The 25,050-nt window shown below is 31.9% G+C and carries 24 protein-coding genes; 13 read left to right on the top strand and 11 right to left on the bottom strand.

Features of this window, described 5'->3' with window-relative positions:
• Window positions 1-13 precede the first annotated feature (13 nt).
• The 3 genes from AWE51_RS05395 to AWE51_RS05385 all read right to left on the bottom strand — a co-directional run bounded on the left by AWE51_RS05395 (window position 14) and on the right by AWE51_RS05385 (window position 4,281).
• Window positions 14-763, bottom strand: coding sequence for a LytR/AlgR family response regulator transcription factor (locus tag AWE51_RS05395; RefSeq protein ID WP_066310520.1), 750 nt, complete (start codon window positions 761-763; stop codon window positions 14-16).
• Between the two features lie 25 nt (window positions 764-788).
• Window positions 789-2,519, bottom strand: a complete 1,731-nt coding sequence (locus AWE51_RS05390; RefSeq protein WP_198403800.1) for a tetratricopeptide repeat protein — start codon at window positions 2,517-2,519, stop codon at window positions 789-791.
• Window positions 2,520-2,652: 133 nt separating this feature from the next.
• Window positions 2,653-4,281, bottom strand: coding sequence for an acyl-CoA carboxylase subunit beta (locus tag AWE51_RS05385; protein ID WP_066310516.1), 1,629 nt, complete (start codon window positions 4,279-4,281; stop codon window positions 2,653-2,655).
• Window positions 4,282-4,522: 241 nt separating this feature from the next.
• Here AWE51_RS05385 and AWE51_RS05380 point away from each other — a divergent pair, with 241 nt between their 5' ends.
• The 7 genes from AWE51_RS05380 (at window position 4,523) to AWE51_RS05350 (ending at window position 11,754) form a co-directional block, all read left to right on the top strand.
• Window positions 4,523-5,959: a DNA/RNA non-specific endonuclease gene (locus AWE51_RS05380; protein ID WP_066310511.1), complete on the top strand. Its 1,437-nt coding sequence runs from the start codon at window positions 4,523-4,525 to the stop codon at window positions 5,957-5,959.
• Between the two features lie 304 nt (window positions 5,960-6,263).
• Window positions 6,264-7,721, top strand: coding sequence for a DNA/RNA non-specific endonuclease (locus AWE51_RS05375; protein ID WP_066310509.1), 1,458 nt, complete (start codon window positions 6,264-6,266; stop codon window positions 7,719-7,721).
• Between the two features lie 227 nt (window positions 7,722-7,948).
• Complete coding sequence (locus AWE51_RS05370; RefSeq protein ID WP_066310506.1) at window positions 7,949-8,131, top strand: CAL67264 family membrane protein; 183 nt, start codon at window positions 7,949-7,951, stop codon at window positions 8,129-8,131.
• A 51-nt stretch (window positions 8,132-8,182) separates the two neighbouring features.
• Window positions 8,183-9,874: an energy-dependent translational throttle protein EttA gene (gene ettA, locus AWE51_RS05365; RefSeq protein ID WP_066310503.1), complete on the top strand. Its 1,692-nt coding sequence runs from the start codon at window positions 8,183-8,185 to the stop codon at window positions 9,872-9,874.
• An 88-nt stretch (window positions 9,875-9,962) separates the two neighbouring features.
• Window positions 9,963-10,655, top strand: coding sequence for an HAD family hydrolase (locus tag AWE51_RS05360; protein ID WP_066310497.1), 693 nt, complete (start codon window positions 9,963-9,965; stop codon window positions 10,653-10,655).
• Entirely contained in the window at window positions 10,655-11,284 is a 630-nt protein-coding gene (locus AWE51_RS05355) for a chloramphenicol acetyltransferase (protein WP_066310495.1), read from the top strand. Before AWE51_RS05360 ends, AWE51_RS05355 begins: the two co-directional genes overlap by 1 nt.
• 8 nt (window positions 11,285-11,292) lie before the next feature.
• Window positions 11,293-11,754 (top strand): hypothetical protein, encoded by a 462-nt coding sequence (locus AWE51_RS05350; RefSeq protein WP_066310492.1) that lies wholly within the window; start codon window positions 11,293-11,295, stop codon window positions 11,752-11,754.
• On the opposite strand, the gene AWE51_RS05345 is transcribed toward AWE51_RS05350, so the two are convergent.
• Window positions 11,713-12,342 (bottom strand): pseudouridine synthase, encoded by a 630-nt coding sequence (locus tag AWE51_RS05345; protein WP_066310490.1) that lies wholly within the window; start codon window positions 12,340-12,342, stop codon window positions 11,713-11,715. The genes AWE51_RS05350 and AWE51_RS05345 overlap by 42 nt on opposite strands.
• A 301-nt stretch (window positions 12,343-12,643) precedes the next feature.
• Here AWE51_RS05345 and AWE51_RS05340 point away from each other — a divergent pair, with 301 nt between their 5' ends.
• Complete coding sequence (locus AWE51_RS05340) at window positions 12,644-13,087, top strand: cold-shock protein (protein WP_066310485.1); 444 nt, start codon at window positions 12,644-12,646, stop codon at window positions 13,085-13,087.
• A gap of 67 nt (window positions 13,088-13,154) precedes the next feature.
• On the opposite strand, the gene AWE51_RS05335 is transcribed toward AWE51_RS05340, so the two are convergent.
• The gene (locus tag AWE51_RS05335; protein ID WP_066310481.1) at window positions 13,155-13,955 is read right to left on the bottom strand and encodes an MBL fold metallo-hydrolase; all 801 of its coding nucleotides are present in this window, start codon (window positions 13,953-13,955) and stop codon (window positions 13,155-13,157) included.
• 101 nt (window positions 13,956-14,056) lie between these two features.
• Window positions 14,057-14,812 (bottom strand): sulfite exporter TauE/SafE family protein, encoded by a 756-nt coding sequence (locus AWE51_RS05330; protein WP_066310479.1) that lies wholly within the window; start codon window positions 14,810-14,812, stop codon window positions 14,057-14,059.
• A gap of 125 nt (window positions 14,813-14,937) precedes the next feature.
• Between AWE51_RS05330 and AWE51_RS05325 the strand changes: the two genes are divergently transcribed.
• Window positions 14,938-16,698 carry a SulP family inorganic anion transporter gene (locus AWE51_RS05325; RefSeq protein WP_394332230.1) on the top strand — a complete coding sequence of 587 codons (1,761 nt, stop codon included), beginning with the start codon at window positions 14,938-14,940 and terminating at the stop codon, window positions 16,696-16,698.
• A gap of 16 nt (window positions 16,699-16,714) precedes the next feature.
• Here AWE51_RS05325 and AWE51_RS05320 read toward each other — a convergent pair whose 3' ends face one another.
• Window positions 16,715-17,680 carry a peptidase associated/transthyretin-like domain-containing protein gene (locus AWE51_RS05320; protein WP_066310475.1) on the bottom strand — a complete coding sequence of 322 codons (966 nt, stop codon included), beginning with the start codon at window positions 17,678-17,680 and terminating at the stop codon, window positions 16,715-16,717.
• A 396-nt stretch (window positions 17,681-18,076) separates the two neighbouring features.
• Between AWE51_RS05320 and AWE51_RS05315 the strand changes: the two genes are divergently transcribed.
• Entirely contained in the window at window positions 18,077-18,907 is an 831-nt protein-coding gene (locus tag AWE51_RS05315; protein WP_232517343.1) for a DMT family transporter, read from the top strand.
• A gap of 4 nt (window positions 18,908-18,911) precedes the next feature.
• Here the strand turns inward: AWE51_RS05315 and AWE51_RS05310 are convergent, their stop codons facing one another.
• The gene (locus AWE51_RS05310) at window positions 18,912-19,163 is read right to left on the bottom strand and encodes a hypothetical protein (protein WP_066310470.1); all 252 of its coding nucleotides are present in this window, start codon (window positions 19,161-19,163) and stop codon (window positions 18,912-18,914) included.
• A 266-nt stretch (window positions 19,164-19,429) separates the two neighbouring features.
• Between AWE51_RS05310 and AWE51_RS05305 the strand changes: the two genes are divergently transcribed.
• From AWE51_RS05305 to AWE51_RS05295, 3 genes are all read left to right on the top strand, one after another.
• Window positions 19,430-20,341: a hypothetical protein gene (locus AWE51_RS05305; protein ID WP_066310468.1), complete on the top strand. Its 912-nt coding sequence runs from the start codon at window positions 19,430-19,432 to the stop codon at window positions 20,339-20,341.
• A gap of 31 nt (window positions 20,342-20,372) precedes the next feature.
• Window positions 20,373-21,659, top strand: a complete 1,287-nt coding sequence (locus AWE51_RS26070) for a nuclear transport factor 2 family protein (protein WP_082832319.1) — start codon at window positions 20,373-20,375, stop codon at window positions 21,657-21,659.
• Window positions 21,660-21,777: 118 nt separating this feature from the next.
• Complete coding sequence (locus AWE51_RS05295; protein WP_066310467.1) at window positions 21,778-22,404, top strand: DUF6624 domain-containing protein; 627 nt, start codon at window positions 21,778-21,780, stop codon at window positions 22,402-22,404.
• A gap of 13 nt (window positions 22,405-22,417) precedes the next feature.
• Here AWE51_RS05295 and AWE51_RS05290 read toward each other — a convergent pair whose 3' ends face one another.
• The 3 genes from AWE51_RS05290 to AWE51_RS05280 form a co-directional block, all read right to left on the bottom strand.
• Complete coding sequence (locus tag AWE51_RS05290; protein ID WP_066310465.1) at window positions 22,418-23,131, bottom strand: LytR/AlgR family response regulator transcription factor; 714 nt, start codon at window positions 23,129-23,131, stop codon at window positions 22,418-22,420.
• Window positions 23,124-24,080, bottom strand: coding sequence for a sensor histidine kinase (locus tag AWE51_RS05285; RefSeq protein WP_157766021.1), 957 nt, complete (start codon window positions 24,078-24,080; stop codon window positions 23,124-23,126). The genes AWE51_RS05290 and AWE51_RS05285 overlap by 8 nt, the downstream gene beginning before the upstream one ends.
• A 173-nt stretch (window positions 24,081-24,253) precedes the next feature.
• On the bottom strand, window positions 24,254-24,946 hold the full coding sequence (locus tag AWE51_RS05280) for an FRG domain-containing protein (RefSeq protein ID WP_082832318.1): 693 nt from the start codon (window positions 24,944-24,946) through the stop codon (window positions 24,254-24,256).
• Between the last annotated feature and the right edge of the window lie 104 nt (window positions 24,947-25,050).

The raw sequence follows: 25,050 nt of genomic DNA, 5'->3' as shown, positions 1-25,050 counted from the left end.
AATTTGATAGAACTTATAAATGATTTTCGATGTATTCGATCAAATTTTTTCTTCGACTTTGTGCTACAGGAATAGTGTATTCTTCTTTTAAGACAACTTCTTCATCACGTTTATTAAACGAGGAAACATGACTTAAGTTAATTAAAAAACTTTGATGTACTCTGAAAAAATTATATGGTGTTAACTTTTCATCAAAGGCTTTTAGAGGTTTAGAAATCAATATTTCTTTTCTGTTGTTGAGCAGAAATGTAGTATAATTGTTATCAGATTTTGCATATAAAATATCTTCGGTATTTACAATGTGTATGGTTTCGGTAGTTTTTAGAACAATTTTTTTAGGACCTTCTTTAGTAGAAAAGTTTTGAAGTAACGTTTTTAATTGAATCTGATAATTTTCTTTATGGATATCTTTAGAGACTTTTTCAAGAGCGTTAATCATTTCTTGTTTATCATATGGCTTTAATAAGTAGTCTAAAGCACTAAATTTAAAAGCATCTACGGCATATTTTGCAAAAGAAGTGGTGAATATAATCTTAAATGATATGGTTTCGAACAAGGCAAGGAATTCAAAAGCATTACCATCTGTTAAAAAAACATCGAGTATAATAAAATCAGGTTGTAACTTTTTTATAGCATCAGCAGCATTATGAATACTGTCTGAAGTACCTAGAACGTCTATGTTTTCATATTGTTGAAGTATGTTTATGGCATATTCATATGCTTGAGGGTCATCTTCTACAATAAAACAGCTTATATCGGTCATATGCTAAAAATACGATACTTTGATGTTATTTAGAGGCAAAGCTTAAGGTAACTTTTGTACCACTTTGAGATGGATGTATACTAATATCTCCATTAAACCCTTTTGAGGTTCTATTTAAATTTTCGAGTTGTTCTTTTATAATGGTCATACTCATTGACTTGTGCAGTTTTTTTGATTCCTCACTTTTAACCTCAAATCCTTTTCCATTATCCTTTATAGAAACAAATAATATAGCATTCTCTTTGTAGTAGCTAACCGCAATATTGCCATTAGTAACATTTTTTAACCCATGTAGAACAGCATTTTCTACAAATGGTTGTGTTATTAAAGTAGGTAAGGTGTCAAAATCTTCATCTACTGTATTTTCTACAGTCACTGTATATGAAAATGAATCATTTTGATTTAACTGCTGCAGTTTGAGGTAGGATTCTATTGCTAATTGATCATCTGCAACACTCGTAAAATTATCATCCGATTTTTCTAATACTAGTCGTATGAGCTTAGAATAACTGCTTAAATAAGAACTAGATTTTTCTTTATCATTTTTGTAAATAAAATTTTGAATACTCTGTAGTGCATTAAATAAGAAATGTGGATTTAACTGGGTTTTTCTTAACTTTTGTTGTAGCAATACTGTGTTTAGCTGTTGTTTTGTTTTATAGTTTTGGAAACCAAAATATCCTAGAATTAGAAATAATAAACCAAAAGCAATCAAAACTATTAATAAATACTTTTGCTGAGAAATAGTAAGTGCCTGTAATTCAGTTTTGGTGTCTAGAATATCAATTTGTTGTTGTTTCTTTTCTGACTCAAATTTCTCTGTTAACTCTGCTACTTTTTCTTTTTGTTGTGCATTGTTTATAGAGTCCTTAAGTTGATCCTTTAAATCAGCATATATTATAGCTTTCTTAAAATTATTAATACCTTCATATGATTCTTTTAAATTGTTATATACATAAGATTTTAAAAGACCCTGTGACTTTGGCAAAGCGCTATCTAAATACTTAATAGCTGTTTGATATTGTCCTTTTCTTAAATACGAATGACCTATATTATTATAAGGTAATCCAAGAGAGTGAATAAGATTTAATTCCTTCTTAATGGCAACGGATTTTTTACCATACGTAATGGATAGATCATAATCAAGTTCAGGGTTATTTAGAGCATCTTCACTATAATGTGTAGAAAGATTATTGTAGATAGCTGACAAAGACCTTTTAGATTTATATTTCTCAGCAAGTTGCTCAGCCTCTAATATAGTACTACTAAATTTTTTATAAAGTTTTTGTTCTTTGTATATATTACTTAAGTTGACTAAAATTTGCAGTCGAAGAATTTCGTTAAATTCACTTAACGGTAGTGCTCTTTCAAGGTATGTTGTGGCGTTTTTGAAATTCTTTAAAATTGAATTGATCGTTCCAATATTTGTATATGTATTTACAAGAAGCTTAGAATTATTTACTTTTTCCATAGTTTTTGCCGCTTGCAAATATATATCCAAAGCTTTTTCAAAATCTTGTTTATAATACTGTATAGTGCCCAGATTGTGCAAAGTCTGTCCCTCTATATGTAATGGTAATCTTTTTGTTAGGTTACCTTGAAGTAGTGAGTCAGCTTCGTTAAATCCTTTTTTAAATATAAGAACACTACTTTTTTGTATGTTGGCTTTAGCTAGCAAAGTATCGTTATCGATCTTTTGGGACAGCAATTGGGCTCGATTGGCATAGAAAAAAGAGCTATCTAGATTTTTTTGCATAAAATCTTTCGAGCTTTTTAGATTCTGTTCTATGATATCGATCTTTTCAGAGCTAGATTGAGCGCAAATAGTTAATATATTACCTAACAAGAGGCTAAAAAGAATAGTATAAAAAAATCTCATGCAGTATTTATTATGCTTGTATCACGCCTAAATTAAACTTCTTTTCAATAGGGGAGTGATTGGCAGCTTCGATACCCATAGAAATAACGTTTCTTGTTTCTAACGGGTCAATAATACCATCTGTCCAGATTCGTGCTGCAGCATAATAAGGAGAAATTTGTTTGTCATATCTAGCTTTAATTTTATCAAACAATGCTTTCTCATCTTCTTCTGATAATTTTTCTCCTTTCTTCTTAAGAGAAGCAGTTTCGATTTGTAATAAAACTTTTGCAGCTTGAGCACCACCCATTACAGCTAATTCTGCACTTGGCCATGCATAAATAAGTCTTGGATCATAAGCCTTACCGCACATTGCATAATTACCAGCGCCATAGGAGTTGCCAATTACGATAGTAAATTTAGGCACAACACTATTACTTACAGCATTTACCATTTTTGCACCATCTTTTATAATGCCACCATGTTCACTTTTACTACCTACCATAAACCCGGTAACATCTTGTAGAAATACTAAAGGAATTTTCTTTTGATTGCAATTTGCAATAAAACGAGTGGCTTTGTCGGCAGAGTCAGAATAGATCACACCTCCAAATTGCATTTCTCCTTTTTTAGTTTTTACAATTTTACGTTGATTAGCTACAATACCAACAGCCCAGCCATCTATACGCGCATATCCTGTAATTATACTTTGCCCATAGCCAGCTTTGTACTCTTCAAAATCAGAATCATCTACTAATCGTTTTATGATTTCCATCATGTCATACTGCTCATTTCGAGCTTTGGGTAAAATACCATAAATTTCTTGAGGATCTTCTTTTGGTTTTACAGCTTTAATACGGTTGAATCCAGCTTTATCAAAATCTCCAATTTTCGACATAACATTTTTGATGGTGTCTAATGCATCTTTGTCGTTTTTGGCCTTATAGTCTGTAACACCAGAAATTTCACAATGTGTTGTTGCTCCTCCTAGAGTTTCATTATCAATAGTTTCTCCAATAGCAGCTTTTACCAGATAACTACCGGCAAGAAAAATACTTCCCGTTTTATCAACGATAAGTGCTTCGTCACTCATAATGGGTAAATAAGCACCTCCTGCAACACAACTTCCCATTACAGCAGATATTTGAGTAATCCCCATACTGCTCATAACCGCATTGTTTCTAAAAATTCTACCAAAATGCTCTTTATCAGGGAATATCTCATCTTGCATAGGTAGATATACCCCAGCACTATCAACCAAGTAAATAATCGGTAGTCTGTTTTCAATAGATAACTCCTGCGCTCTTAAATTTTTCTTTCCAGTAATAGGAAACCATGCACCTGCTTTAACAGTGGCATCATTTGCTACAACGATACATTGTTTTCCACTTACATATCCTATTTTAACAACTACACCTCCGCTAGGGCATCCACCATGTTCTTCATACATGTCTTCTCCGGCAAAAGCTCCTATTTCTATAGACTTTGAATCTTTGTCTAATAAATATGAAACTCTTTCTCGAGCAGTCATTTTACCTTTTGCGTGTAGTTTTTCAATTCGTTTTTCGCCACCACCTAATTTAACTTTAGCAAGTCTTTGGCGTAAATCAGATACTAATAACTTATTATGATCTTCGTTTTTATTGAAGTTTATATCCATTTGTATGTATTGTGTGTATTGTCTGCACGAAAATACAAAAAAGGTACAGTATATGAAGTGTGCAAAAAGAATTTAAGTGTCGTGAAACTAATGTTTCCGTAATTTTATTTTATGGTTATTTAATTGTTTGGTTATTAATTATTTAGTAACATTTTTTTGGCAAGTGATTAACATTGTTACGAGGCATTTGGGGTTATTTTGATTTTAATCTTACACAAATCAATAACCTAAAAATTCAACTATGAGACTATTAAATGTCAATTTTATTATTCTTTTTATTGCTACAACACTTCTAATTACATCATGTAATACTAATGATGATGATGTTTATGAACCTATAGTATCTATGCCATTAACAATTAATGGAGAATTAGATGCAGCTACCAATTTTTATGATAATCAAGGCCCTCATGAACACAATTTTTCAGGTAAAAGATCTTCTGGTTTTACAGAAGGGTATGAATCAGGCTCTAAACCAAGATATGCCACAGGAAATGTAACACTTTCTTCTTCTGGAAATTGGACTTTTAGTGATGCTTTGATCGGAACACTTTCTAGAGATAGGAAATTTGGTAGAAAATCTGTTAGAATGAGAAATACAGGTTATGTTGTTATGTCTTTTAATATGGATAATGGGGCGAGAACAGTTCGAGTTCGTCATGCAAAATATGGTAATGATGGTAATTCGTCTTGGAGATTAATAGCGTCTTATGACAATGGAGCTTCATGGTCTTTTGTAGGCACAACGGTTAATACTGCGTCAACTACATTAAATACAGTTTCTTTTGAGGTAAATGAAACTCGTAGTGTACGTTATGGAATTTCCAAAACCTCTGGTGGAAGTAACAGAATTAATATTGATAACTTAGAAATTGTTACAGAAGGTACAGGTGGCGGTGATGGTGATGGTGGTAATAATGGAGGTAGTGGTAGAAATAGTAATATAGCCTTTGGAAATCCTTCAAATGCAAACTCTTCGGCGAACAACTATTTCTTGTCAAAACCAGAGTTCACACTTTCTTATAATAACAATAACGGAACTCCAAACTGGGTGAGTTGGCATTTAAATTCTGATTGGTTAGGAAATAGAGGCCGCTGTAACTGTTTTCAACAAGATAGGTCTTTACCCAGCTCTTTTAATAGAATAACAGAAAATGAGTATAGAGGTTCTGGTTTTCATAGAGGTCATATCTGTCCGTCTGCAGATAGAACGGTTACTGCTCAAGAAAATGAAAACACTTTCTTTATGACAAATATGGCTCCGCAAGCCCCAAGAAATAATACGAGACCATGGGTTGGATTAGAACGATACTTAAGAACTTTGGTTAATAACGGTAACGAAATTCATATCATATCTGGTGTTTCTGGGACTGGTGGTACGGGAAGTAATGGGTTTAGAACAACTTTAAGTAATGGTAGGATAAATGTTCCTGATTCTTTTTGGAAAGTTGCCCTAGTATTGCGAAATGGATCAAATGATATTAATAGAGTAACTACTTCGACTAGAATAATTGCTATAAACGTACCAAATGATCAGAATGTAAGTAGTGACTGGAGACAATACACGACCACAGTGGATGCTATTGAAAGTCTAACAGGTTATGATTTATTTGAAAACATACCTAATGATATCGAAGCTGTTTTAGAAGCAAGATTAGCAAATAGATCTTTTAACTAAACGAATACGCTATTCATATTACGAATACTAGAATATACTCCTTAGATTCGATTTGTATAAAGTAGTATTTTTTTAATAAACCCCGTAATACTATATGATTGTAATTTTATATGATAATCATTGGGTTACGGGTATTTTCATTAATGGTATTATTTTTTGTTCATAGAAATTCGGTTTTATTTGGTGCACCAATAATTAAAGTTTACATATCGAATACTAATCTTTGAAATATTAATTATGCGGATTGAAATACTTTTAAGGTTTTCATAAACACAAACTCAATTATTAATTTAACAATTCAATCATGAGATTTTTTAAAATTAATTTTAAACTCATTTTCCTAATTACAACACTGTTTATTATAAGTTGTGAAACTTATGAGCCAGTCGATGCACCTGTAGAGTTCGTTCCACTAGAATTAAACTCAGAAGTTATCGAGGCAGAAACTAATTATTATGATAATCAAGGCCCACATGAATATAATTTTTCTCCTAAAGTAAGCTCTGGATTTACCGAAGGTTATGAATCGGGAACAAAATTTACATATGCTACACGAGACATAGATTTGACTTCTGGTACTTGGCGTTTTAGCAGTGCTAAAATAGGTACATCATCACGAGATAGAAAATTTGGTAGAAAAGCAGCTCGGTTACGAAACAACGGATATGTGATCATGTCTTTTAATATGGATAATGGTGCAAAAACAGTAAGAATTAGACATGCAAAATATGGTAGCGATGGTAATTCTTCTTGGAGATTAGTAGCTTCTTATGATAACGGTGAGAATTGGTCTTTTGTGGGAGAAACAGTAAACGTAAACTCTACAATATTAAATACAGTATCATTTGAAGTAAATGAAACAAGAAGCGTTCGATATGGTGTTTATAAAAGTTCTGGTGGGCGTAACCGCATAAATATAGATAATATAGAAATAGTTACTGATACTACCGATGGAGGTGGTGATGGTGGCGATGGTGGCGATGGTGGCGACGGCGGAGATGGTGGTGGAGATAATGGAGGTAATGGTAGAAATAGCAACCTTACTTTTGGTAATCCTTCAAATGCAAATACAGATGCAAATAATTATTTTGTAATAAGACCAGAATATACTTTATCATATAATAGCAGTAAAGGAACTCCTAATTGGGTCAGCTGGCATTTAAATAGTGCATGGATCGGAAATAGAGGTAGATGTAATTGTTTTCAGCAAGATACATCATTACCGTCTTCATTCTTTAGTCCTACAGAAAATGATTATCGTGGTTCGGGGTTTCAAAGAGGTCATTTATGCCCATCAGCAGATAGAACTGTTACAGCTCAAGAAAATGAGAATACATTTTTTATGACAAACATGGCACCTCAAGCCAGAGATAATAATACAGGTCCTTGGGTTGATCTTGAAAGGTATTTAAGGTCTTTGGTAAGAAGAGGAAATGAGGTTCATATTATAGCAGGTGTTGCAGGAACTGGGGGAACTGGAACAAGAGGTTTTAGAACAACTACTAGAAATGGTAGAATTAATGTACCAGATTCTTTTTGGAAAGTAGCTTTAATTTTACCAAATGGTTCAAATGATATTAGTAGAGTTACAAACGCTACACGAGTAATAGCTGTTAATATGCCAAATGATCAAGGGATTTCTAGTAATTGGAGAAATTTTAGAACATCTGTAGATGATATTGAAGCGCTAACAGGATATGACCTTTTAGAAAATATACCCGATGCTATTGAAACAGTGATTGAGTCTCGAGTAGGAAATTAATCTATTTCACATTAGATAACTATTTACGATCAAATAAGGATATTCTTAATAGAATATCCTTATTTTTTTTATTAAAAGTTAATTTTAAATCATTGTAATACAGAAGGTAAACAAGAATCGAATCTTAACAACCTTATAAAAAATAATATTTTGATGATAAAATAACGATATTTGCATTTAATTACCCCTAATTTTAAAACTAACCACACTAAACTAAAAAATAATTTATGGGAATGAATAAAAACACAGTATTAGCTTGGGCAACTTTTATAATGATATTGGTAGGCCTCTTGCTTATCGGATTAGGAGCGTTTAGATACCGCGATGTATCTGGTTGGGGTTTTGCAGCTGTTGGATTAGGTTTTTTCGCAAATGCTTGGGTTTTTAATGCTTTAAAAGGAAGAGTATAATTCTTCTAAGTTTCACATCATTTTTATAATATAACAAAAAAATAAGGGCTTATGTCAGATGATAAAAAGGTTATCTTCTCAATGTCAGGAGTTAGCAAAACTTTTAAAACTGCAAATACTCCAGTACTTAAGAATATCTATTTAAGTTTTTTTTATGGAGCAAAAATAGGGATCCTTGGACTTAATGGTTCTGGTAAATCTACGTTATTAAAAATTATAGCAGGAATTGATAAAAACTATCAAGGAGATGTTGTATTTGCACCAGGTTATACCGTAGGGCTTTTAGAACAAGAGCCTCAATTAGACCCAGATAAAACAGTGTTAGAGGTTGTTAAAGAGGGTGTTGCAGAAACGGTAGCAGTACTGGATGAATATAATAAAATCAACGATATGTTTGGTTTGCCAGAGGTATACGAGAATCCTGATAAAATGCAGGAGCTTATGGATAAGCAGGCAAACTTACAAGATCAGATTGATGCAAGTAATGCTTGGGAACTAGACACCAAACTAGAAATAGCAATGGATGCCTTACGTACTCCTGATTCTGATAAAAAAATAAGTGTGCTCTCTGGGGGAGAAAAAAGAAGAGTAGCACTTTGTCGTCTTTTACTAAAAGAACCAGATGTATTGTTATTAGATGAGCCAACCAACCACCTTGATGCAGAATCTGTGCACTGGTTAGAACATCATTTGCAACAATATAAAGGTACTGTTATTGCCGTTACTCACGATCGTTACTTTTTAGATAACGTTGCAGGTTGGATACTAGAATTAGATCGAGGAGAAGGTATACCTTGGAAAGGAAATTATTCGTCATGGTTAGATCAAAAGGCTAAAAAACTGGCTCAGGAACAAAAGCAAGCTTCTAAACGTCAAAAAACATTAGAAAGAGAGCTAGAGTGGGTTCGTATGGCACCAAAAGGACGTCAGGCTAAACAAAAAGCACGTTTAAGTAATTATGATAAATTACTTAGTCAAGATCAAAAACAGGTAGATGAAAAGCTTGAGATTTATATTCCAAATGGACCTAGGTTAGGTACTAATGTTATCGAAGCCACAGGTGTTAGTAAAGCTTTTGGAGATAAGCTGTTATATGAAGATTTAAACTTTAATCTTCCGCAGGCAGGTATTGTTGGAATAATCGGTCCAAATGGAGCTGGTAAAACAACAATATTTAAAATGATTATGGGTGAAGAAAAACCGGATAAAGGAAGTTTTAATGTTGGTGATACTGCAAAAATTGCATACGTAGATCAAAGTCATAGTAATATTGATACTGAAAAAACTATTTGGCAAAACTTTAGTGACGAACAAGAGTTGGTCATGATGGGTGGAAAACAAGTTAATTCCAGAGCATATCTAAGTCGTTTTAATTTTAGCGGTAGTGAGCAGAATAAAAAAGTTTCTATGCTTTCTGGTGGTGAACGTAACCGTTTACATTTAGCTATGACCTTAAAAGAAGAAGGTAATGTATTACTTTTAGATGAGCCAACTAATGATTTAGATGTTAATACGTTAAGGGCTTTGGAAGAAGGTTTAGAGAACTTTGCGGGATGTGCTGTAGTAATTTCTCACGATCGTTGGTTTTTAGACAGGATTTGTACACATATTCTGGCGTTTGAAGGGGATTCTCAAGTATATTTCTTTGAGGGGAGTTTTTCTGATTATGAAGAAAATAAAAAGAAACGTTTAGGTGGTGATTTAATGCCAAAACGTATCAAATATAAGAAACTAGTTAGGTAGTAATTTTGATTAGAATGGTTTGTACATAGTATAGTAATTTATTGTGCTACGACACCCTTTTATATAAATTACTTAGCAATCGTAATATATGCCATTAAGTAAAATTAAAGTCATAGCCTTTGACGCAGATGACACACTTTGGGTAAATGAAACTTTTTTTAGAAAAGCAGAAGAAGAATTTTGCGAACTTTTAGAAGATTTTATGCCTAAAGAGGAAGCTAATAAACTTCTTTTTGATGTTGAAATGAAAAATCTTCCTTTGTATGGTTATGGCATTAAACCTTTTACATTATCATTGATAGAAGCGGCTATTACCATTTCTAATGGTAGTACTACTGTAGACTTAATACAGAAGCTTATCGAAAAAGGTAAACAAATGCTTCAGGAACCTATAGAATTGATAGATGGAATAGATGTTACATTAGATGTACTTTCTAAGAAATACAGATTGGTGATGGCTACTAAAGGGGATTTGTTAGATCAAGAACGAAAACTAATAAACTCAGGATTAGAAAAATATTTTCATCATATCGAAATTGTTTCCGATAAGACCGAAAAACAATATAGTAAGCTAGTCAAGCATTTAGATATTAATGTAGAAGAGTTTTTAATGGTCGGTAATTCATTAAAATCTGATGTTTTACCTGTTTTGAATATTGGGGCACATGCATTTCACATTCCATTTCATACTACTTGGGTGCATGAAATGGTAGAAGAAGAGGTGAGACATCCTAATTTTAAGAGTTTTACAAAAGCAAGTCAACTACTTGACTATTTATAATGAAAACAAAACTAGATCTTAATACCTGGAACCGCAAAGAACATTTCGAGTTCTTTGGCAATTTTGATGAGCCTTTTTTTGGAATTAATACTACGGTAGATTTTACAAAAGGATATCAAAAGATAAAAGATCATGGCTATCCGTATTTTTTGTATTATTTGCATAAGTCGCTTCAGGCAGTTAATGCTATAGAAGCTTTTAAGTATCGTATTGATGGTGATGAAGTATTTATATATGATACTGTGCATGCTTCTGCAACGATAGGAAGGGATGATCATACCTTTGGATTTTCTTTTATCGAATTTAATGAAGATTTTGAACGCTTTATTAAGAATGGTCAAGAAGAAATCGAAGCTGTAAAAAACAGCACAGGTATTCGTCATACTGCTAATGCGAAACGTGTTGATAGTATACACTATTCCTCGATACCTTGGTATACATTTACAGGTTTAACCCATGCTAGACATTTTAAATATAAAGATAGCGTTCCAAAAATCTCTTTTGGAAAATATACCAAAACAGGTGATACATTAAGTTTACCTATAGCAATTTATGTAAATCATGGATTAATGGATGGGTTCCATATTGGACAATATTTAGAAGAGTTTCAACGATTATTAAACGAATAATAATAAAAATGAGTGGTGAAGCAGGAGCTGGCATCAGCTCAAAATATTTTAAAATGTATTTTTCTTCAGGCATGACTGTTAGTGTTGCTATGCCTCCTGATTTAGAAGATCACCCTAATTATATAGAAGATTACTTTAAAGAAGCTAGTAAACCCTTTGAAACAAAGCTAAAAGATGTTCTTCCTAGAGTAGATCAAAGTTTTGAAACATTAATACAGCAGCATGGTTTTCCGATATCTTTATATGATCCTAAAGCTGTATTTGTTGCCGATGCTATTATAGAAGATGTCGATTTAGGTCATGAAAATAAATCAACGCGAAATTTATTAGTAAGTAGTGGGGCAGATGTTAACTTGTCATTTTTTACAAGATCGTTTTCCAAAATAAACTTATCTATAACAATTAATAAACAGATAAAAAGATCAGAGTTAAATACTATTAGAGCTCAAATTATAGAAATATTTGATTGATGTAGGATCTACTTGTTTAACTTCTCCTACGTTCAATGTATCTAATTTTATGTTTCCAACTCGAACGCGAACAAGTCTTAATGTAGGAAACCCAACAGCTGATGTCATTTTACGAACCTGTCTAAATTTGCCTTCTTTTAATGTAATAGAAACCCAACTCGTAGGTCCATGACGATCATCTCTTATTTTTTTTGATCTTTCGGGGAATTTTGGAACCGTATCAAGTTTAACAACCTTGCATGTTTTGGTATTGTATTTTTTACCATCAAAACCTATTTTAACACCATTAGCCATTTCTATAATTGCTTCAGGAGTTATTTCTCCGTCTACTTGCGCATAGTATTCTTTTTCTATAGCGCCACTATTAATGCGGTTGCTTAATTTCCCATCGGTTGTGAGTAATAATAAACCTTCAGATTTTTCATCTAATCTACCAATTGACATTGTGCCTTCTGGAAATTTGTATAACTCGCCTAAAAGTTTTTTAGAACTTTGTTTTTGACCATTGTTTACAAATTGACTTAAGTATCCATAAGGCTTGTATAGTAAGAAATGTTCATGTTCATTCTCTTGGATATTACTATTCATTGAAGATGTTTTAAGGTCAAGTGTTACCAAAGCGAAATTAGAAGTTTATTTCTAAATTTGGGGAAAAATGGTTAATTAACGAAAGAGTTTTCTTAAATTAAAAATGAAAACTTACCTTTGTAGAGATTTCAGTAGATTTTAAAGAAAGAAAACTGTTACCAGTTATTGTAGTGACTAGGTAGATTTTGAGGTAAATCTAAGATATTTAGATTTTCTGATTATTCGTTTAGTATTTCAATGACGGCTTTTGTATTAACATGCAAAAGTTATGAATAAGTAAATAAACTAGTAAAGATAGCGAATGGCAAAATCACAACAGACATTTAGTAAAATTGAAAAAGAAAAAAAGAAATTAAAAAAACGCGAAGAAAAGCAAAAAAAGAAGGCTGAACGCCTTGCTAATTCTAACAAAGGTAATGGGTTAGATAGTATGATTGCTTATGTGGATGAAAATGGTTATTTAACAGATACTCCACCAGACCCAAGAAAAAAGGTGAAAGCTGAAAATATTGAAATCGGCGTTCCAAAAAGAGAGAAAGTAGAATTTGACCCAGTGCGTAAAGGTAAAGTAGCTTTTTTTAACGACTCTAAAGGGTATGGGTTTATTAATGATGAAGAAACTCAAGAGCGTTACTTTGTGCATGTAAATGGATTAACTCAAGAAGTAAAAGAAAATGATAGAGTTAGTTTTGAGTTAGAAAAGGGACAGAAAGGAATGAATGCTGTTCGAGTTAAGAAGATTTAATATAATAGGTATACTACTTCATATATAAAAAAGCCTAGTTAATACTAGGCTTTTTTATATTTTTATTTTAACGCTTGGGGTACCAATCTAGCTGTACTACTTCGATATCAGCATTTTTCGAAACGATTTCTTTAAATTTTGAAACGCTACTAAATCCGTTGGTACCACGATAGTGGTATGGATATACTTGTTTTGGTTTAAAAGCTAATACTGCATCAGCAGCTCTTTCTACAGTCATTGTATACGGTAGGTTCATACAGACAAAAGCTTTATCTATATACTGTAATTTTCGCATTTCAGGAATATCTTCCGTATCTCCGGAAAAATATAAGCGTTCCTTTCCTAAAGTAATTACATACCCATTTCCGCGACCCTTTTTGTGAAATTTTAAAGCTTCTTCACGTAGATTATACATTGGTATAGCCTCTATGGTAATGCCTTCTATCTCTTTGATTTCCCCATTGTTGATAATAACAAGTTGCTCTGTGTAGTTAGCGGGTAGTTTTTCTGCTACGGCCTGCGGAACTATAATTTGAGATTTTGCTAGATCTAGACTATCTAGAGTGTCAATATTCATATGATCACCATGTATATCTGTAATCAAAACTAAATCTGCCGTCTTTTTGCCTGCAAAAGCTTTAGCCCCACCAGTAGGATCAATATAAATGGTTTTTCCTTTCCATTCTAAAATTAATGTAGCATGTTGTATTGGGATAATGGTAATATCACTTTTCTTTTTTTCAATAACTTTTTCAGGTAGGGGATCAGATACTGTCTCTTCGACAACTTCTTTTTCTTCATTTTTTTGAGACTTGCAACTTATAAAAAAAGAGCAAATCAAAATGATAATCAAAACATTACGTTTCATTTTTAGACGATTTTGTGGTTGTATGATTGGTATAAGATAAGAATAATACTGGGTACCCAAAAAGAACTCTATCTATAAATCTGCATTTTCGTATACAAAATTTAATTATCCAACCATAGCTTGATCGCCATAGCGACAACCATAATAACTAAAAAAACTTTTACAAGCCCATCACCTTTTTTTACAGCCCATCTACTTGCGATCCATCCTCCTGTAGCGTTACCTAGTGCAAGGACAATACCGTATAGATAGTTAATCTGTTGGTTATATGCAAAAATGGCCAGTGCTGCTATGGTGTAAATAAAAACTACTAGTACTTTAACAGCGTTAGATTTAACAAGACTTAGGTAGTTTATCGAGGTTAGGGCTAATAAAATAAAAATACCTACTCCAGCTTGGATAAAACCACCATAAATTCCTATAAAGAAAAAAGCTACTATAGATATCCAAAGGTGTTTGCCTTGTATTCTTTCTATTACATCATTAAGTTTTACTTTAGGCTTGAACACCATAAAAAAAACGATAAATACCATTACTATGGCTAAAATCTTATTAAATGTATCTCCTTTAATATCAACAGCGATTTGCGCTCCAATTATAGATCCAATTAAGGCAGATATTCCTAAGTAAACACCAAAAGATGTAGGTTTTATACCTTTACTTTTGAAACCTGCAATAGAGGTAATACATTGAATAAAAATCCCAATACGGTTTGTTCCGTTTGCCACAGCAGGAGGTAACCCCATAAAGATTAGCATGGGTAATGTTAAGAGAGAGCCACCACCAGCGATAGTATTAATAACACCAGCTATAAAACCTATGATAGCTAAAAGAAGAAGGAGTAGTATTTCATTCATTAGATTATTGCTAAAAATGTGGATTTCTGATCAAAAATAGATAAAAGCAAGAAAGGATTCTATGAATATGAAATTCTTTTGGGATAAATTATCAACTGTTGTAGATTTACAGTATTAATCAAACTATTGATAACGTTAAAGCACTACATAAAATAATTCCGTTTTTTCAATTTTTTTCTGATAAGAAGTATACTAAATCTACTTTTTCGTCAGATGTTGTTGCGGGCCTTACAGTTGGGGTGATTCTAATTCCACAAGCCATAGCTTATGCTTTACTAATGGGAGTGCCACCTATTTACGGTCTTTATGCTTGTTTGGTACCGTTAGTTTTATATGCTTTTTTTGGGTCCTCTATGCAGCTAAGTATAGGTCCAGTGGCTATCACAGCAATTTTGGTAATGAGTAGTGTGAGTCAACTTGCAGAACCTTTTAGTGCTAAGTTTGTAGAATTAGCGTTGTTTGCAAGTTTTTTGATTGGAGTACTACAAATTATAATGAGTATTTTGAGGATGGGGTTTCTTGTAAACTTAATCTCTCAACCCGTGATTTCAGGCTTTATATCTGCAGCAGCAATTATAATTATTGTCTCGCAGCTAGAGGAAAGCCTAGGAATTGGGATTCCTAATTTTAAGTATACACATCAAACAGTTTGGTATAGTTTACGTCATTTATCAGAAGTAAACTGGATTACGATATTGATCTGCGTATCTTCCATTATAATTATTGTAGCTTTAAAAAAATGGAAACGCTCTTTTCCCGGAGCACTTACCGTTTTGGTAATCTCTACTTTACTGACTTATTTTTTTAAGCTAAATGAAAATGGAGTATCCATAATTAAAGATGTTCCTAGTGGTCTACCATCTTTCAATATACCCGAAATGGAGTATGCTACTATGATGTCACTTATTCCAGCAGTATTAACAGTTACTTTTATTGGTTATGTTGGTAGTATTGGTATTGCCAAATCTATGGAAATGAAAAATAGAGATCATGTGGTTAGACCAAATCAAGAATTATTTGCATTAGGAATAGCAAAAGTGATCGGTGCCTTTTTTCAGGCAGTACCCTCATCAGGAAGTTATAGTAGAACAGCTATTAATGATGAAGCAGGTGCCAAGACTACTGTGTCTTCTATTATTGCTGCAGTATTAGTATTACTTTCTTTACTGTTTCTAACATCATTTTTTTATTATATTCCTAAAGCTGTATTGGCTGCAATCATACTTGTCTCTGTTTTTGGATTGATAAATTTTAGTGAAGCTAAACATTTGTTTGAACTTAGAAGGCGTGATTTTATCGTTATGATCATTACCTTTTTTGGGACCTTAATCTTTGGTGTTGAAAATGGTATATTTATAGGGGTTATTCTATCATTTGTATTTCTGCAGTACTATAGTTCGCGACCACATATAGCAGAATTAGTAAATATTCCCGGAACTACCTATTATAGAAATATTAATAGGTTTCCAGATGCACTTCAATCTACCGAATATTTAATTATCCGTTTTGATAATCAATTATATTTTGGAAATGCAAGTTTTTTTAAAGATACCATTCAAGAATACATTACAAAACGAAAGCCTGTACCAAAATTTTTGATTTTAGATAATACGAACATGCATGATATAGATAGCACAGGTTTACATGTTTTAGAAGATATTTATCAGTATACGCAGGGGTTAGGAGTTCAGTTGTTAATGGTTGGTACGATCGGTCCTGTAAGAGATTTTCTTAAAAGATCAGGGTTTACTGATAGATTGGGAGTTTCTTATTATTATTTAACAATATCCGATGCTGTGGATTATGCAGAAAACAGAACAATTCATGAAACAAAACATGAGGCAGCAGTACAATTCAATAAAAAAAGAAGGTCATTTTTAGAATAAGATCTTGCAAAACAATTTATTTATCTTCATATAGCCTTAATTTTAGACCCATTCCGTAATTTGTATTATTGCTTTTAATAAGGTTGTTGTTTGTGCTATATTTTCTGTCAAAACGTTGCCAGGTGCGATTTTTGTAAAAAATTCTGCGTGTAAAAGTATGATAGTGATCAAATTTATTTGTGAATGGTAATAAAGGTCTAAATGTAGTTGAAACTTTTACAAGACCTTTTCTAGTTTCTACTTCGTGATATTTTCTTGTTTGTTGAAGTTTACCATTTTTGTCTGCGTATCCTAAAACTTGTACAGAAATAAAGATCCCTTCTTTTGGGATGTACACTTTATATTCTGAAACGTTCAGTTCAAAATTAGATTTATCTTTTTCGGTTATTTTGAATATGATATCTTCATAAGCCAGCCTTTTACCAGGAAACCCTTTTTCATTGGCGTAGAATTGCATTTTAAATAGCGTAGAGAATGGCTGTTCTTTTCCAGAATGCTTATTCGAACTTTCTACTTTAACAGGTAGAAAGACAGAAGATATGCTAGTGGATTTTTCTGATTCTTTAGGAAAAAAGACTGCTATTTCTGATTCTACAGTAGGAAGCCAACATCTAAAATAATCATTATGTACAGTAGAGGCTAGTCTCTTGGTTTTGTATTTTCTTTTCTTTTCGGCGGTAATATATACTTCCTTTAATTCTGCGATATTTTGCTCTAAAAGTATAGTCTTGGGGATCGCATTTGTGGAAATAGTGATCTCTTTATACCCTAATGCAGAAACGTAAAGAGAATCTACTTTCGGATACCATTTTTTATAATACTTAAAACGGCCATCGGCATCCGCAAAGGTTCCGCTTCCGTTACCAAAAGAAATAGTGGCATATGAAACAGGAGTTTTGTTCGCTGCATCGAGTATCGAATATGCCTGCGAATATATAAATTGCGATAAAAAAAGCAGTAGTAGGGCAAACAGCTTTTTCATAGGTGTGATTGGGGATTAAATAACTAATGTACTAAAATAATTTATAATAGAACTATTATCATGCCAAAGAGCACCGTTTACTAGATTTAAGTTTTATGAACTAAATACTTATAGAATAGGAATAAAAAAAACATTCTACTTGTCATTTTTCAAAAACATAAATATCTTATTTTTAATTACTTAAATAAACTTACTTGTAGTTTTTATTTATATTGATAAAATCTATAATATATTATTTTGATATGATACCATTTCGTTGAAGATGATTAAGAAATTAAGGTAAAAAATCAATTATGATAGATTAATACATTGATAATTAAGAAAAATATAAAAAATACATAGGAAGTCAGTTTTAAAGCGTTAATTTTTGATGAAACGCTTATCTTTGGAGCCTTTATGAAAAAGGCGATATACTTTATGCTCTTAAGCGCCGTATGTTTTACGGTAATGAATTTACTGGTAAAGTATTTATCTCATTTTGGAGGAGGAGAATTAGTGTTTTTTAGAGCAATTGGTTCTTTGTTTTTTACAATGAGTTATTTAAGATACCATAAAATTTCAATTTTCGGGAATCAGAAGAAGTTATTAATCTATAGAGGACTGGCAGGGGTTACCTCTATGTGTTTGTTTTTTATGTCTGTAAATTACTTACCAATAGGTTCTGCAGTTTCGTTACGATATATTTCTCCAATTTTTGCTACAATTCTAGCTGTTTTTTTTCTTAGAGAAAAAGTGAAACCTATTCAGTGGTTATTTTTTTTAATGGCGTTCGGGGGAGTTTTAATGATTAAAGGCTTTGACCCTAATATTAATTCATATGGATTACTTCTAATTCTATTTTCTGCTTTATTTAGTGGTGTAGTGTATGTTTTGATAAACAAAATAGGACAAAAAGACCATCCAGTAGTGATCGTCAACTATTTTATGTGGATTTCTGTAATTGTAGGAGGTATACTATCAATATTTAATTGGAAAACACCAATAGGGATAGAGTGGGTTATACTGCTTAGCTTAGGTATTTTTGGATACTTTGGCCAATTATTTATGACAAAAGCATTTCAATCCCAAGCTACCAATAAAATAGTTTCTCTAAAGTATATAGAGGTTATATTTACTATGATAGCAGGGGTATTTTGGTTTTCAGATGTTTATCCAATAATGAGTTTGATAGGTACTCTACTTGTTATCACCGGACTTATACTTAATATTATATATCGCAGTAAATAGTATTCTAGTTAAAATCTTCTGTCATATAATAAATCATTTTTGCCTTATCACTAAAACTATTAATAGTGATAATATCTCCAGTAAGTTTATTGTAAATGACCTCTGCAAATAACAGATCTATATAAAAGATACTATATTGAAAATCACGGTTTTTATCGTCTATTGTAAATAGATGGATACCTCTGTTCCAGATATCATTATACTTCAGGTCTAGTTTTCGAGCGTTGAATTTTCGCTCAAGAGTAGTTTTTTGCATAAGTAGTCAATTTTATATTGGGAATCCTAAATTACGGAAAAACCATAATATATGCAAGTTTTTTTTGTATCTAGTGGTAAGTAGGGGTATTTCTATCACTAACATGATATACTCGATAAAAGGCATGATATCAGGTTTTTACTATATGTCGAGTGAAATATTGTTTATGTAGTATAGTTGAAGTTGTTGAGCAAAAATATTTATTTGGGATACTAGATTATGATACTTTAGATGCTCTAATGAATCTGTTGATTATCTATTAAATTATGAACTCAAATTTTCTGTTTTTTATAAGTTTATTGTTTGTCACTACTGTATTTTCTCAACAAATAACCGATACTCTTTATAATCCAAAGATCTTATCTAAAGCATACCAAGATAACTCTGGCCCTTTATTGTATATAGATGAGGGGCATCATAATTTTCATACCAAAAATAATCGTTTTTCTCCTTTTTCTAAAGTTTTAACCGAAGATGGTTATCGAGTAGTTGGTTTTAATGGGAAGTTTGAAAAGCGAAAGCTAAAAGAAGTAAGAATACTTGTTATTTCTAATGCATTGGCGCCAAATAGTAGACCTCCATTTGTCACACCTACAAAAACTGCTTTTTCTAAGAATGAAATTGAGAATATAGAAGAGTGGGTTTATAAAGGAGGTTCTTTATTTCTTATAGCCGACCATATGCCATTTGCTGGTGCTTCTGCCAATCTTGCTCATATTTTTGGTTTTGAGTTTTATGATGGTTTTGTATTAGACAAAGATGATAACGGAATTTTAGATTTTTCTTTAGAAAACATGATGCTAAATAAAAATAGTATAACCAATGGTCGTAACAATATGGAGACTGTTAGGCATATAAGAACATTTACGGGTCAAGCATTCAAGATTCCTAAAAAGGCATCTTCTATTTTAAATTTGAAAAGAGAATATAAGGTGTTCATGACTGATACAATGTGGAGATTTAATAGTAAAACACCAAAATTTCCGGCTACCAACTTGTCTCAGGGAGCTATTTTAAAACATGGGAAAGGTAGAGTAGCTGTATTTGGAGAAGCAGCTATGTTTACGGCTCAAATTGCAGGAAGAAATAGAATTAAAGTAGGAATGAACTCTGATAAAGCTACCGAAAATTATCAACTACTATTAAATGTAATACACTGGTTAGATCATCTTTATTAATCAAATTATAAGTCAAAAAAAGTATACCTATATGAAACGCATCGTCGATATTACTATATGTTTTGTATTTCTTTTATCACCGTTATCGCATTTTTCGCAATCTAATAATCAAAAAGAAACAATTACAAAATATTTTAGACATTTAAGATATAATCATGTATCGCCTCATGTTCCATTAAAAGGTATTCATGAGATAAGCAAGGAAACAGCTTCTAAAACATCACACTATGTCTTTAAGTATGCTAATTCAAATAAATTAGTAGAGATTGTAAATTATAATTATCATGGCAAGAGACACCATCCTTTAGCGACTATAGGAGCTCACAAAATCGTTTTTAATTATACAGATCATGATGTTACTCGCATTTTTCTAGATATCAACGGAAATCGAATGACAAACGATAGAGCGGTGTATAAAGAAGTATATAAGTTTGATAAAAAGAAATTTATATATGCCCTGGATTTTTATGATTTAGAAGATAAACCTATGGAGTCTAATTGGAACATTACTAAATATAAATGGACGAAAACTAAAAATATGGTAATTGAGCACCGTTATAATTTAAAAGATAAACTGGTTGATATTTCTCCGTATTTTGAATTTGGAATCACTGGTATTGTATATCGTAAAGATGGCTCTCCAAAAATCAATTATAATCTCAATGAAAAGTTAGAAATACGAGAAAACTCAGTTGGAGTTGCATCATACCGAGATACTTATGACAATAATGGTAATCATATCACTTATTCTTATCATAATAAAAAAGGTGAATTAACACTAAATCCTTGGGGATATGCGGTTGCAAAACAAGAGTTTGATGAATTTGGATATCATACAATGCGCTTGCAATATGATGAAAACAATAAATTAATAAAGAAGTTCAAATACCCAAACATAAGAAAAATATCTGTTGCAAGTCCCGCTAGCGTTGAGGATACTCTCGCAATTAAAGAAATGTCATTAGGGTATCTAATTGCTTTGCAGAAACTTAAACCAGAACTCATGAAACGAGTGTTTCATAAAGAATTGGCTAAAAGAACAATAGGGTATGATCGGGATAATAAAAAGCAGATCATACGCGAAACGAGTTATGATCAAATGGTATCATTTGCAGAATCCTGGAACCAATCGGGCACTAAATTTCCGCCTAAACCGAGTAATAATATTAAAATACTTGATATATACGATCATATAGCTACCGTTAAACTTTTTTCAGATAATTGGGTAGAGTATCTGCATTTAACTAAAACAAATGGGCAATGGCAAATCATTAACCTGTTATGGCAAGATAAGAATAGTAGCAGGTATGCAGATTAACACTAGCTAAAATAGCTTAGATGTAATGAGAAAAATAACAATTGAAACGCTCCCCAGATTTTATTAATTCTGTTTAAAATCTAATAATTAACAATCAAAAACGAGTAGAAACAGTACTATGAAAAGAATAATTTACTTAATCATCATTGGAATATTCATCGCGTCCTTCCAAACTAAAGCCCAAGATATACCCCAAATTAAATTAGATTCTTTAAAAATGAAACTGGAAACATTATTTATGAAGGATCAGATTTTTAGAAGGATGTATAAAGATGTTGAGAAAAGGTATGGACAAGAATCTGATGAAATTGAATATTTTTGGGAAGTGGTGGAAAAACAAGATAAAGTTTTAGAAAAAGAAGTTGTCGCCATCATCGAAAAATATGGTTGGTTAGGAATATCTCAAGTAGGTAGACTAGCCAATACTACGATATGGGGAGTCTTGCAACACGGCTCGGTAGCTTCAAAAGAGAAATATGCGCCATTATTAAAAGAATCAGTACTTCTAAAAGAATCACAACCCAAACATTATGCAAGACTAATAGATAGAATGTTAATCAATTCTGATAAGCCCCAACTATACGGAAGTCAGTTTGAATATGGTCTAGATGGTAAAGCTACCTTTTTTCCAATTAAAAATCCAGAGACTGTAAACAAGAGAAGACAGGATTTAGGACTAAACACTATCCAAGAATTTGCAAAACAAAAAGGAATTGAATTAGGAGCGGTGCTAAAGACTAAATAAGGGTATTTGCATATTACCTCCAACCTTTTTTTCCAGTTAGATATATTTTTTTCATAGCATTTTCTCGATAGCTACGTCCGATCGGTATAGAATGTTCTTCAATAGTTAACATATTACCTTCTATTGCGTTTACATATTGATAATTGATAACGAACGATTTATGTATTTGGACAAAATGAGTATCTGGTAATAAGGCTAATACTCCTGAAAGTGTTTGATAGGTTACAAAGGATCTATCTTTTAAAACTACTTTTATATAGTCTTTTAAACTTTCTATAAACAGAATATCTATGTAATGTACTTTGATTTTTTTGTTTTCAACTTTAAAAAAAGCAGCATTTGTATCTTCTATTATTTGTGTCGTAGTATTTGTTCTTTCTTTTATCTTTTCTATTGCCTGTACAAACCTGTAGAAAGGAATGGGTTTAACAAGATAATCTACAGCATTTAACTCAAATCCATCAACTGCATAATGCCTGTGTGCAGTAGTAAAGATGACAGTGGGAGGATGAGAGAGTGCTTTTAAAAAATTGATACCATCCAGCATAGGCATTTGTATATCAAGAAATATCAGGTCGACTGATTCATTATTAAGAAATTTGATTGCAGATAAAGCATCATCAAACCTCCCAACTTCTGCCAAAAAGTCTAATCGTTCAATATAATCAGAGATCACATCCTGTGCCAATGGCTCATCATCAACAATAATACACTTTATCTTATTCATTTAACTCGATGGTTAGATCAGTATAAAACTTTTTTTCTCTTTCTTCTAATTTAAAGATATGCTTTTGGGGATAGATAATTTCTAATCTTTTAGACAAGTTTTTAACACCAATACCATGTTTGTTATCTGACTTAATAGTATTGCCTACAGGGTTTATAGTACTGATGTAGATTTTGTCTTTATCTACTTGTATTCTTATTTTTATATTGATATTTCCTCTTTCATTAAGAGAACAATGTTTAAAAGCATTTTCTGCAAGTGGAATAATAATCATTGGTGGTATCATAACTGTATTAAAATCACCTATCATTTCCAAAGTAAGATCAAGACGGTTTCCAAAACGTAGTTTTTCTAATTCGATATAATCATTAAGATGATGGATTTCTTTTTCTAAAGAAATTTTATCTTCTGTACCATCATATAACATATAAGATAATAAATTAGAAAGCTGCAGTAGCGCTTCTGGTGTTTTTTTAGATCCCTTTAATGCTAGTGAATATAGATTATTAAGTGTGTTAAAAAGAAAATGAGGGTTCATCTGTGACTTTAAGAAATTTAACTCACTAATTTTTTGTTCTTTCTTTATTCGTTCTAAATTCACCTTATCTTGATAATAATCTCTTAAAATTTTAATTGCAGTAGGTGGTCCAAACCATAACAATATACTTCTTGCTAAACTTAATACCCTTGGAAAAGACATGAAATTCTCAGGAAGATCTGTAATCTCAAGAAAAACAGGAAAAACTACATGGTAGTTTAAAAGGCGCACTAGATAGGCATTAAGTAATACAAGTGGAAGGAAAAAAGCAAAGTAATACAAATAGCGTTTTGTAGTAATATATTTAGGCCATAGGTAATACATATGTATGTAGTAGAAGGGAATTTCTAAACCACATCCAAGATAATTAAACAATGCTCTTTTAAACGGAAGACCGTATATGACATCCATTAATACCCAAATAAAAAGATAAAATATCCAAAATATAGTATGTGTTACAACCCTGTTTTTTTGTAATACTTTAATAATCATGTTTGTATTAATGGAAAATAAATAGGTAATATCGTTAATTAAGTTGTCTATTACTAGGCTTTTCTCTAAACGACATGGATTTCTCGATGAAATTAAAACATTTTAGTTTCCAACCATTTCAGGTCTCTAGCAACACCATCTAGGCCTGGATAAATTAATCGCTGATTAATTCCATATTTAAATAATGTCTTTTTAATAGTAGATTTTAGTTGTTTAGGGATGACGACTTTTTTAAGTTTATCATGCTCAAAAGGAGTATCAGGAGTGTTATGAACAGTAAACAATCCTGCTTGATTTTGAATTCTGGCAGAAATATAAGGAGGTCTGTATTTAAATACTTTATCTAACTTATAAGGATTTGTTTTATCAGGTATTTGGATGGTTGAACACCCAGATAGTATATAAATAGCAGCATCGTTAATAGGAGTAGATTCTACAGCAAAATAAGTAGATACTAGTGGGTTATATGTCCAATCTAGTAGGCGAGTGGGTAATCCATAGTGCTGTGCCACAGCTAGCCATTCTAACTCATTATTAGGCTTATGTTCAAGATAAGGGATAGAAGATTCTTTGAACAATTTTATTAGTCGAGCTTCTAAACGCTCTATAGGTTTACCCATAGCAGATTCACAACGCCCCAATGAAGTAATAAGCTCGTATGATGTATTCGAAACGCCCCTGTAAACAAAGTTTTGCCCTGCTTTTTGACTTTCAAAGGCCTCTAATAATTCGTCAAATTTTTTAATCTCTATTATTTCCATAACTAGTTTCCATAAAGGTATCATTTTTTAAGAATTCCGAATATAGATTTTGTATGAAGTTTATGTAGTTTCAGTATTTTTTTTAATAGATTTTATTATCAAATGTGTATAAAAATAATAGCTCCAAG

Source organism: Aquimarina aggregata (genome assembly GCF_001632745.1).
In the GTDB taxonomy this organism is placed as follows: domain Bacteria; phylum Bacteroidota; class Bacteroidia; order Flavobacteriales; family Flavobacteriaceae; genus Aquimarina; species Aquimarina aggregata.
The sequence above is the reverse complement of the archived record's forward strand: the minus strand, read 5'-3'. Positions and strand labels throughout refer to the sequence as shown.

What these genes read in the sequence shown, in the direction of transcription:
- AWE51_RS05340 (WP_066310485.1), top strand. Translation starts at nt 12,644, where the DNA reads ATGGCAAAATCACAACAGACATTTAGTAAAATTGAAAAAGAAAAAAAG.
- AWE51_RS05370 (WP_066310506.1), top strand. Translation starts at nt 7,949, where the DNA reads ATGGGAATGAATAAAAACACAGTATTAGCTTGGGCAACTTTTATAATG.
- AWE51_RS05390 (WP_198403800.1), bottom strand. Translation starts at nt 2,519, where the DNA reads ATGCAAAAAAATCTAGATAGCTCTTTTTTCTATGCCAATCGAGCCCAA.
- AWE51_RS05335 (WP_066310481.1), bottom strand. Translation starts at nt 13,955, where the DNA reads ATGAAACGTAATGTTTTGATTATCATTTTGATTTGCTCTTTTTTTATA.
- AWE51_RS05360 (WP_066310497.1), top strand. Translation starts at nt 9,963, where the DNA reads ATGCCATTAAGTAAAATTAAAGTCATAGCCTTTGACGCAGATGACACA.
- AWE51_RS05395 (WP_066310520.1), bottom strand. Translation starts at nt 763, where the DNA reads ATGACCGATATAAGCTGTTTTATTGTAGAAGATGACCCTCAAGCATAT.
- AWE51_RS05330 (WP_066310479.1), bottom strand. Translation starts at nt 14,812, where the DNA reads ATGAATGAAATACTACTCCTTCTTCTTTTAGCTATCATAGGTTTTATA.
- AWE51_RS05355 (WP_066310495.1), top strand. Translation starts at nt 10,655, where the DNA reads ATGAAAACAAAACTAGATCTTAATACCTGGAACCGCAAAGAACATTTC.
- AWE51_RS05285 (WP_157766021.1), bottom strand. Translation starts at nt 24,080, where the DNA reads ATGGATGTCATATACGGTCTTCCGTTTAAAAGAGCATTGTTTAATTAT.
- AWE51_RS05315 (WP_232517343.1), top strand. Translation starts at nt 18,077, where the DNA reads ATGAAAAAGGCGATATACTTTATGCTCTTAAGCGCCGTATGTTTTACG.
- AWE51_RS05385 (WP_066310516.1), bottom strand. Translation starts at nt 4,281, where the DNA reads ATGGATATAAACTTCAATAAAAACGAAGATCATAATAAGTTATTAGTA.
- AWE51_RS05345 (WP_066310490.1), bottom strand. Translation starts at nt 12,342, where the DNA reads ATGAATAGTAATATCCAAGAGAATGAACATGAACATTTCTTACTATAC.
- AWE51_RS05280 (WP_082832318.1), bottom strand. Translation starts at nt 24,946, where the DNA reads ATGATACCTTTATGGAAACTAGTTATGGAAATAATAGAGATTAAAAAA.
- AWE51_RS05305 (WP_066310468.1), top strand. Translation starts at nt 19,430, where the DNA reads ATGAACTCAAATTTTCTGTTTTTTATAAGTTTATTGTTTGTCACTACT.
- AWE51_RS05320 (WP_066310475.1), bottom strand. Translation starts at nt 17,680, where the DNA reads ATGAAAAAGCTGTTTGCCCTACTACTGCTTTTTTTATCGCAATTTATA.
- AWE51_RS05310 (WP_066310470.1), bottom strand. Translation starts at nt 19,163, where the DNA reads ATGCAAAAAACTACTCTTGAGCGAAAATTCAACGCTCGAAAACTAGAC.
- AWE51_RS26070 (WP_082832319.1), top strand. Translation starts at nt 20,373, where the DNA reads ATGAAACGCATCGTCGATATTACTATATGTTTTGTATTTCTTTTATCA.
- AWE51_RS05380 (WP_066310511.1), top strand. Translation starts at nt 4,523, where the DNA reads ATGAGACTATTAAATGTCAATTTTATTATTCTTTTTATTGCTACAACA.
- AWE51_RS05290 (WP_066310465.1), bottom strand. Translation starts at nt 23,131, where the DNA reads ATGAATAAGATAAAGTGTATTATTGTTGATGATGAGCCATTGGCACAG.
- AWE51_RS05295 (WP_066310467.1), top strand. Translation starts at nt 21,778, where the DNA reads ATGAAAAGAATAATTTACTTAATCATCATTGGAATATTCATCGCGTCC.
- AWE51_RS05350 (WP_066310492.1), top strand. Translation starts at nt 11,293, where the DNA reads ATGAGTGGTGAAGCAGGAGCTGGCATCAGCTCAAAATATTTTAAAATG.
- ettA (WP_066310503.1), top strand. Translation starts at nt 8,183, where the DNA reads ATGTCAGATGATAAAAAGGTTATCTTCTCAATGTCAGGAGTTAGCAAA.
- AWE51_RS05375 (WP_066310509.1), top strand. Translation starts at nt 6,264, where the DNA reads ATGAGATTTTTTAAAATTAATTTTAAACTCATTTTCCTAATTACAACA.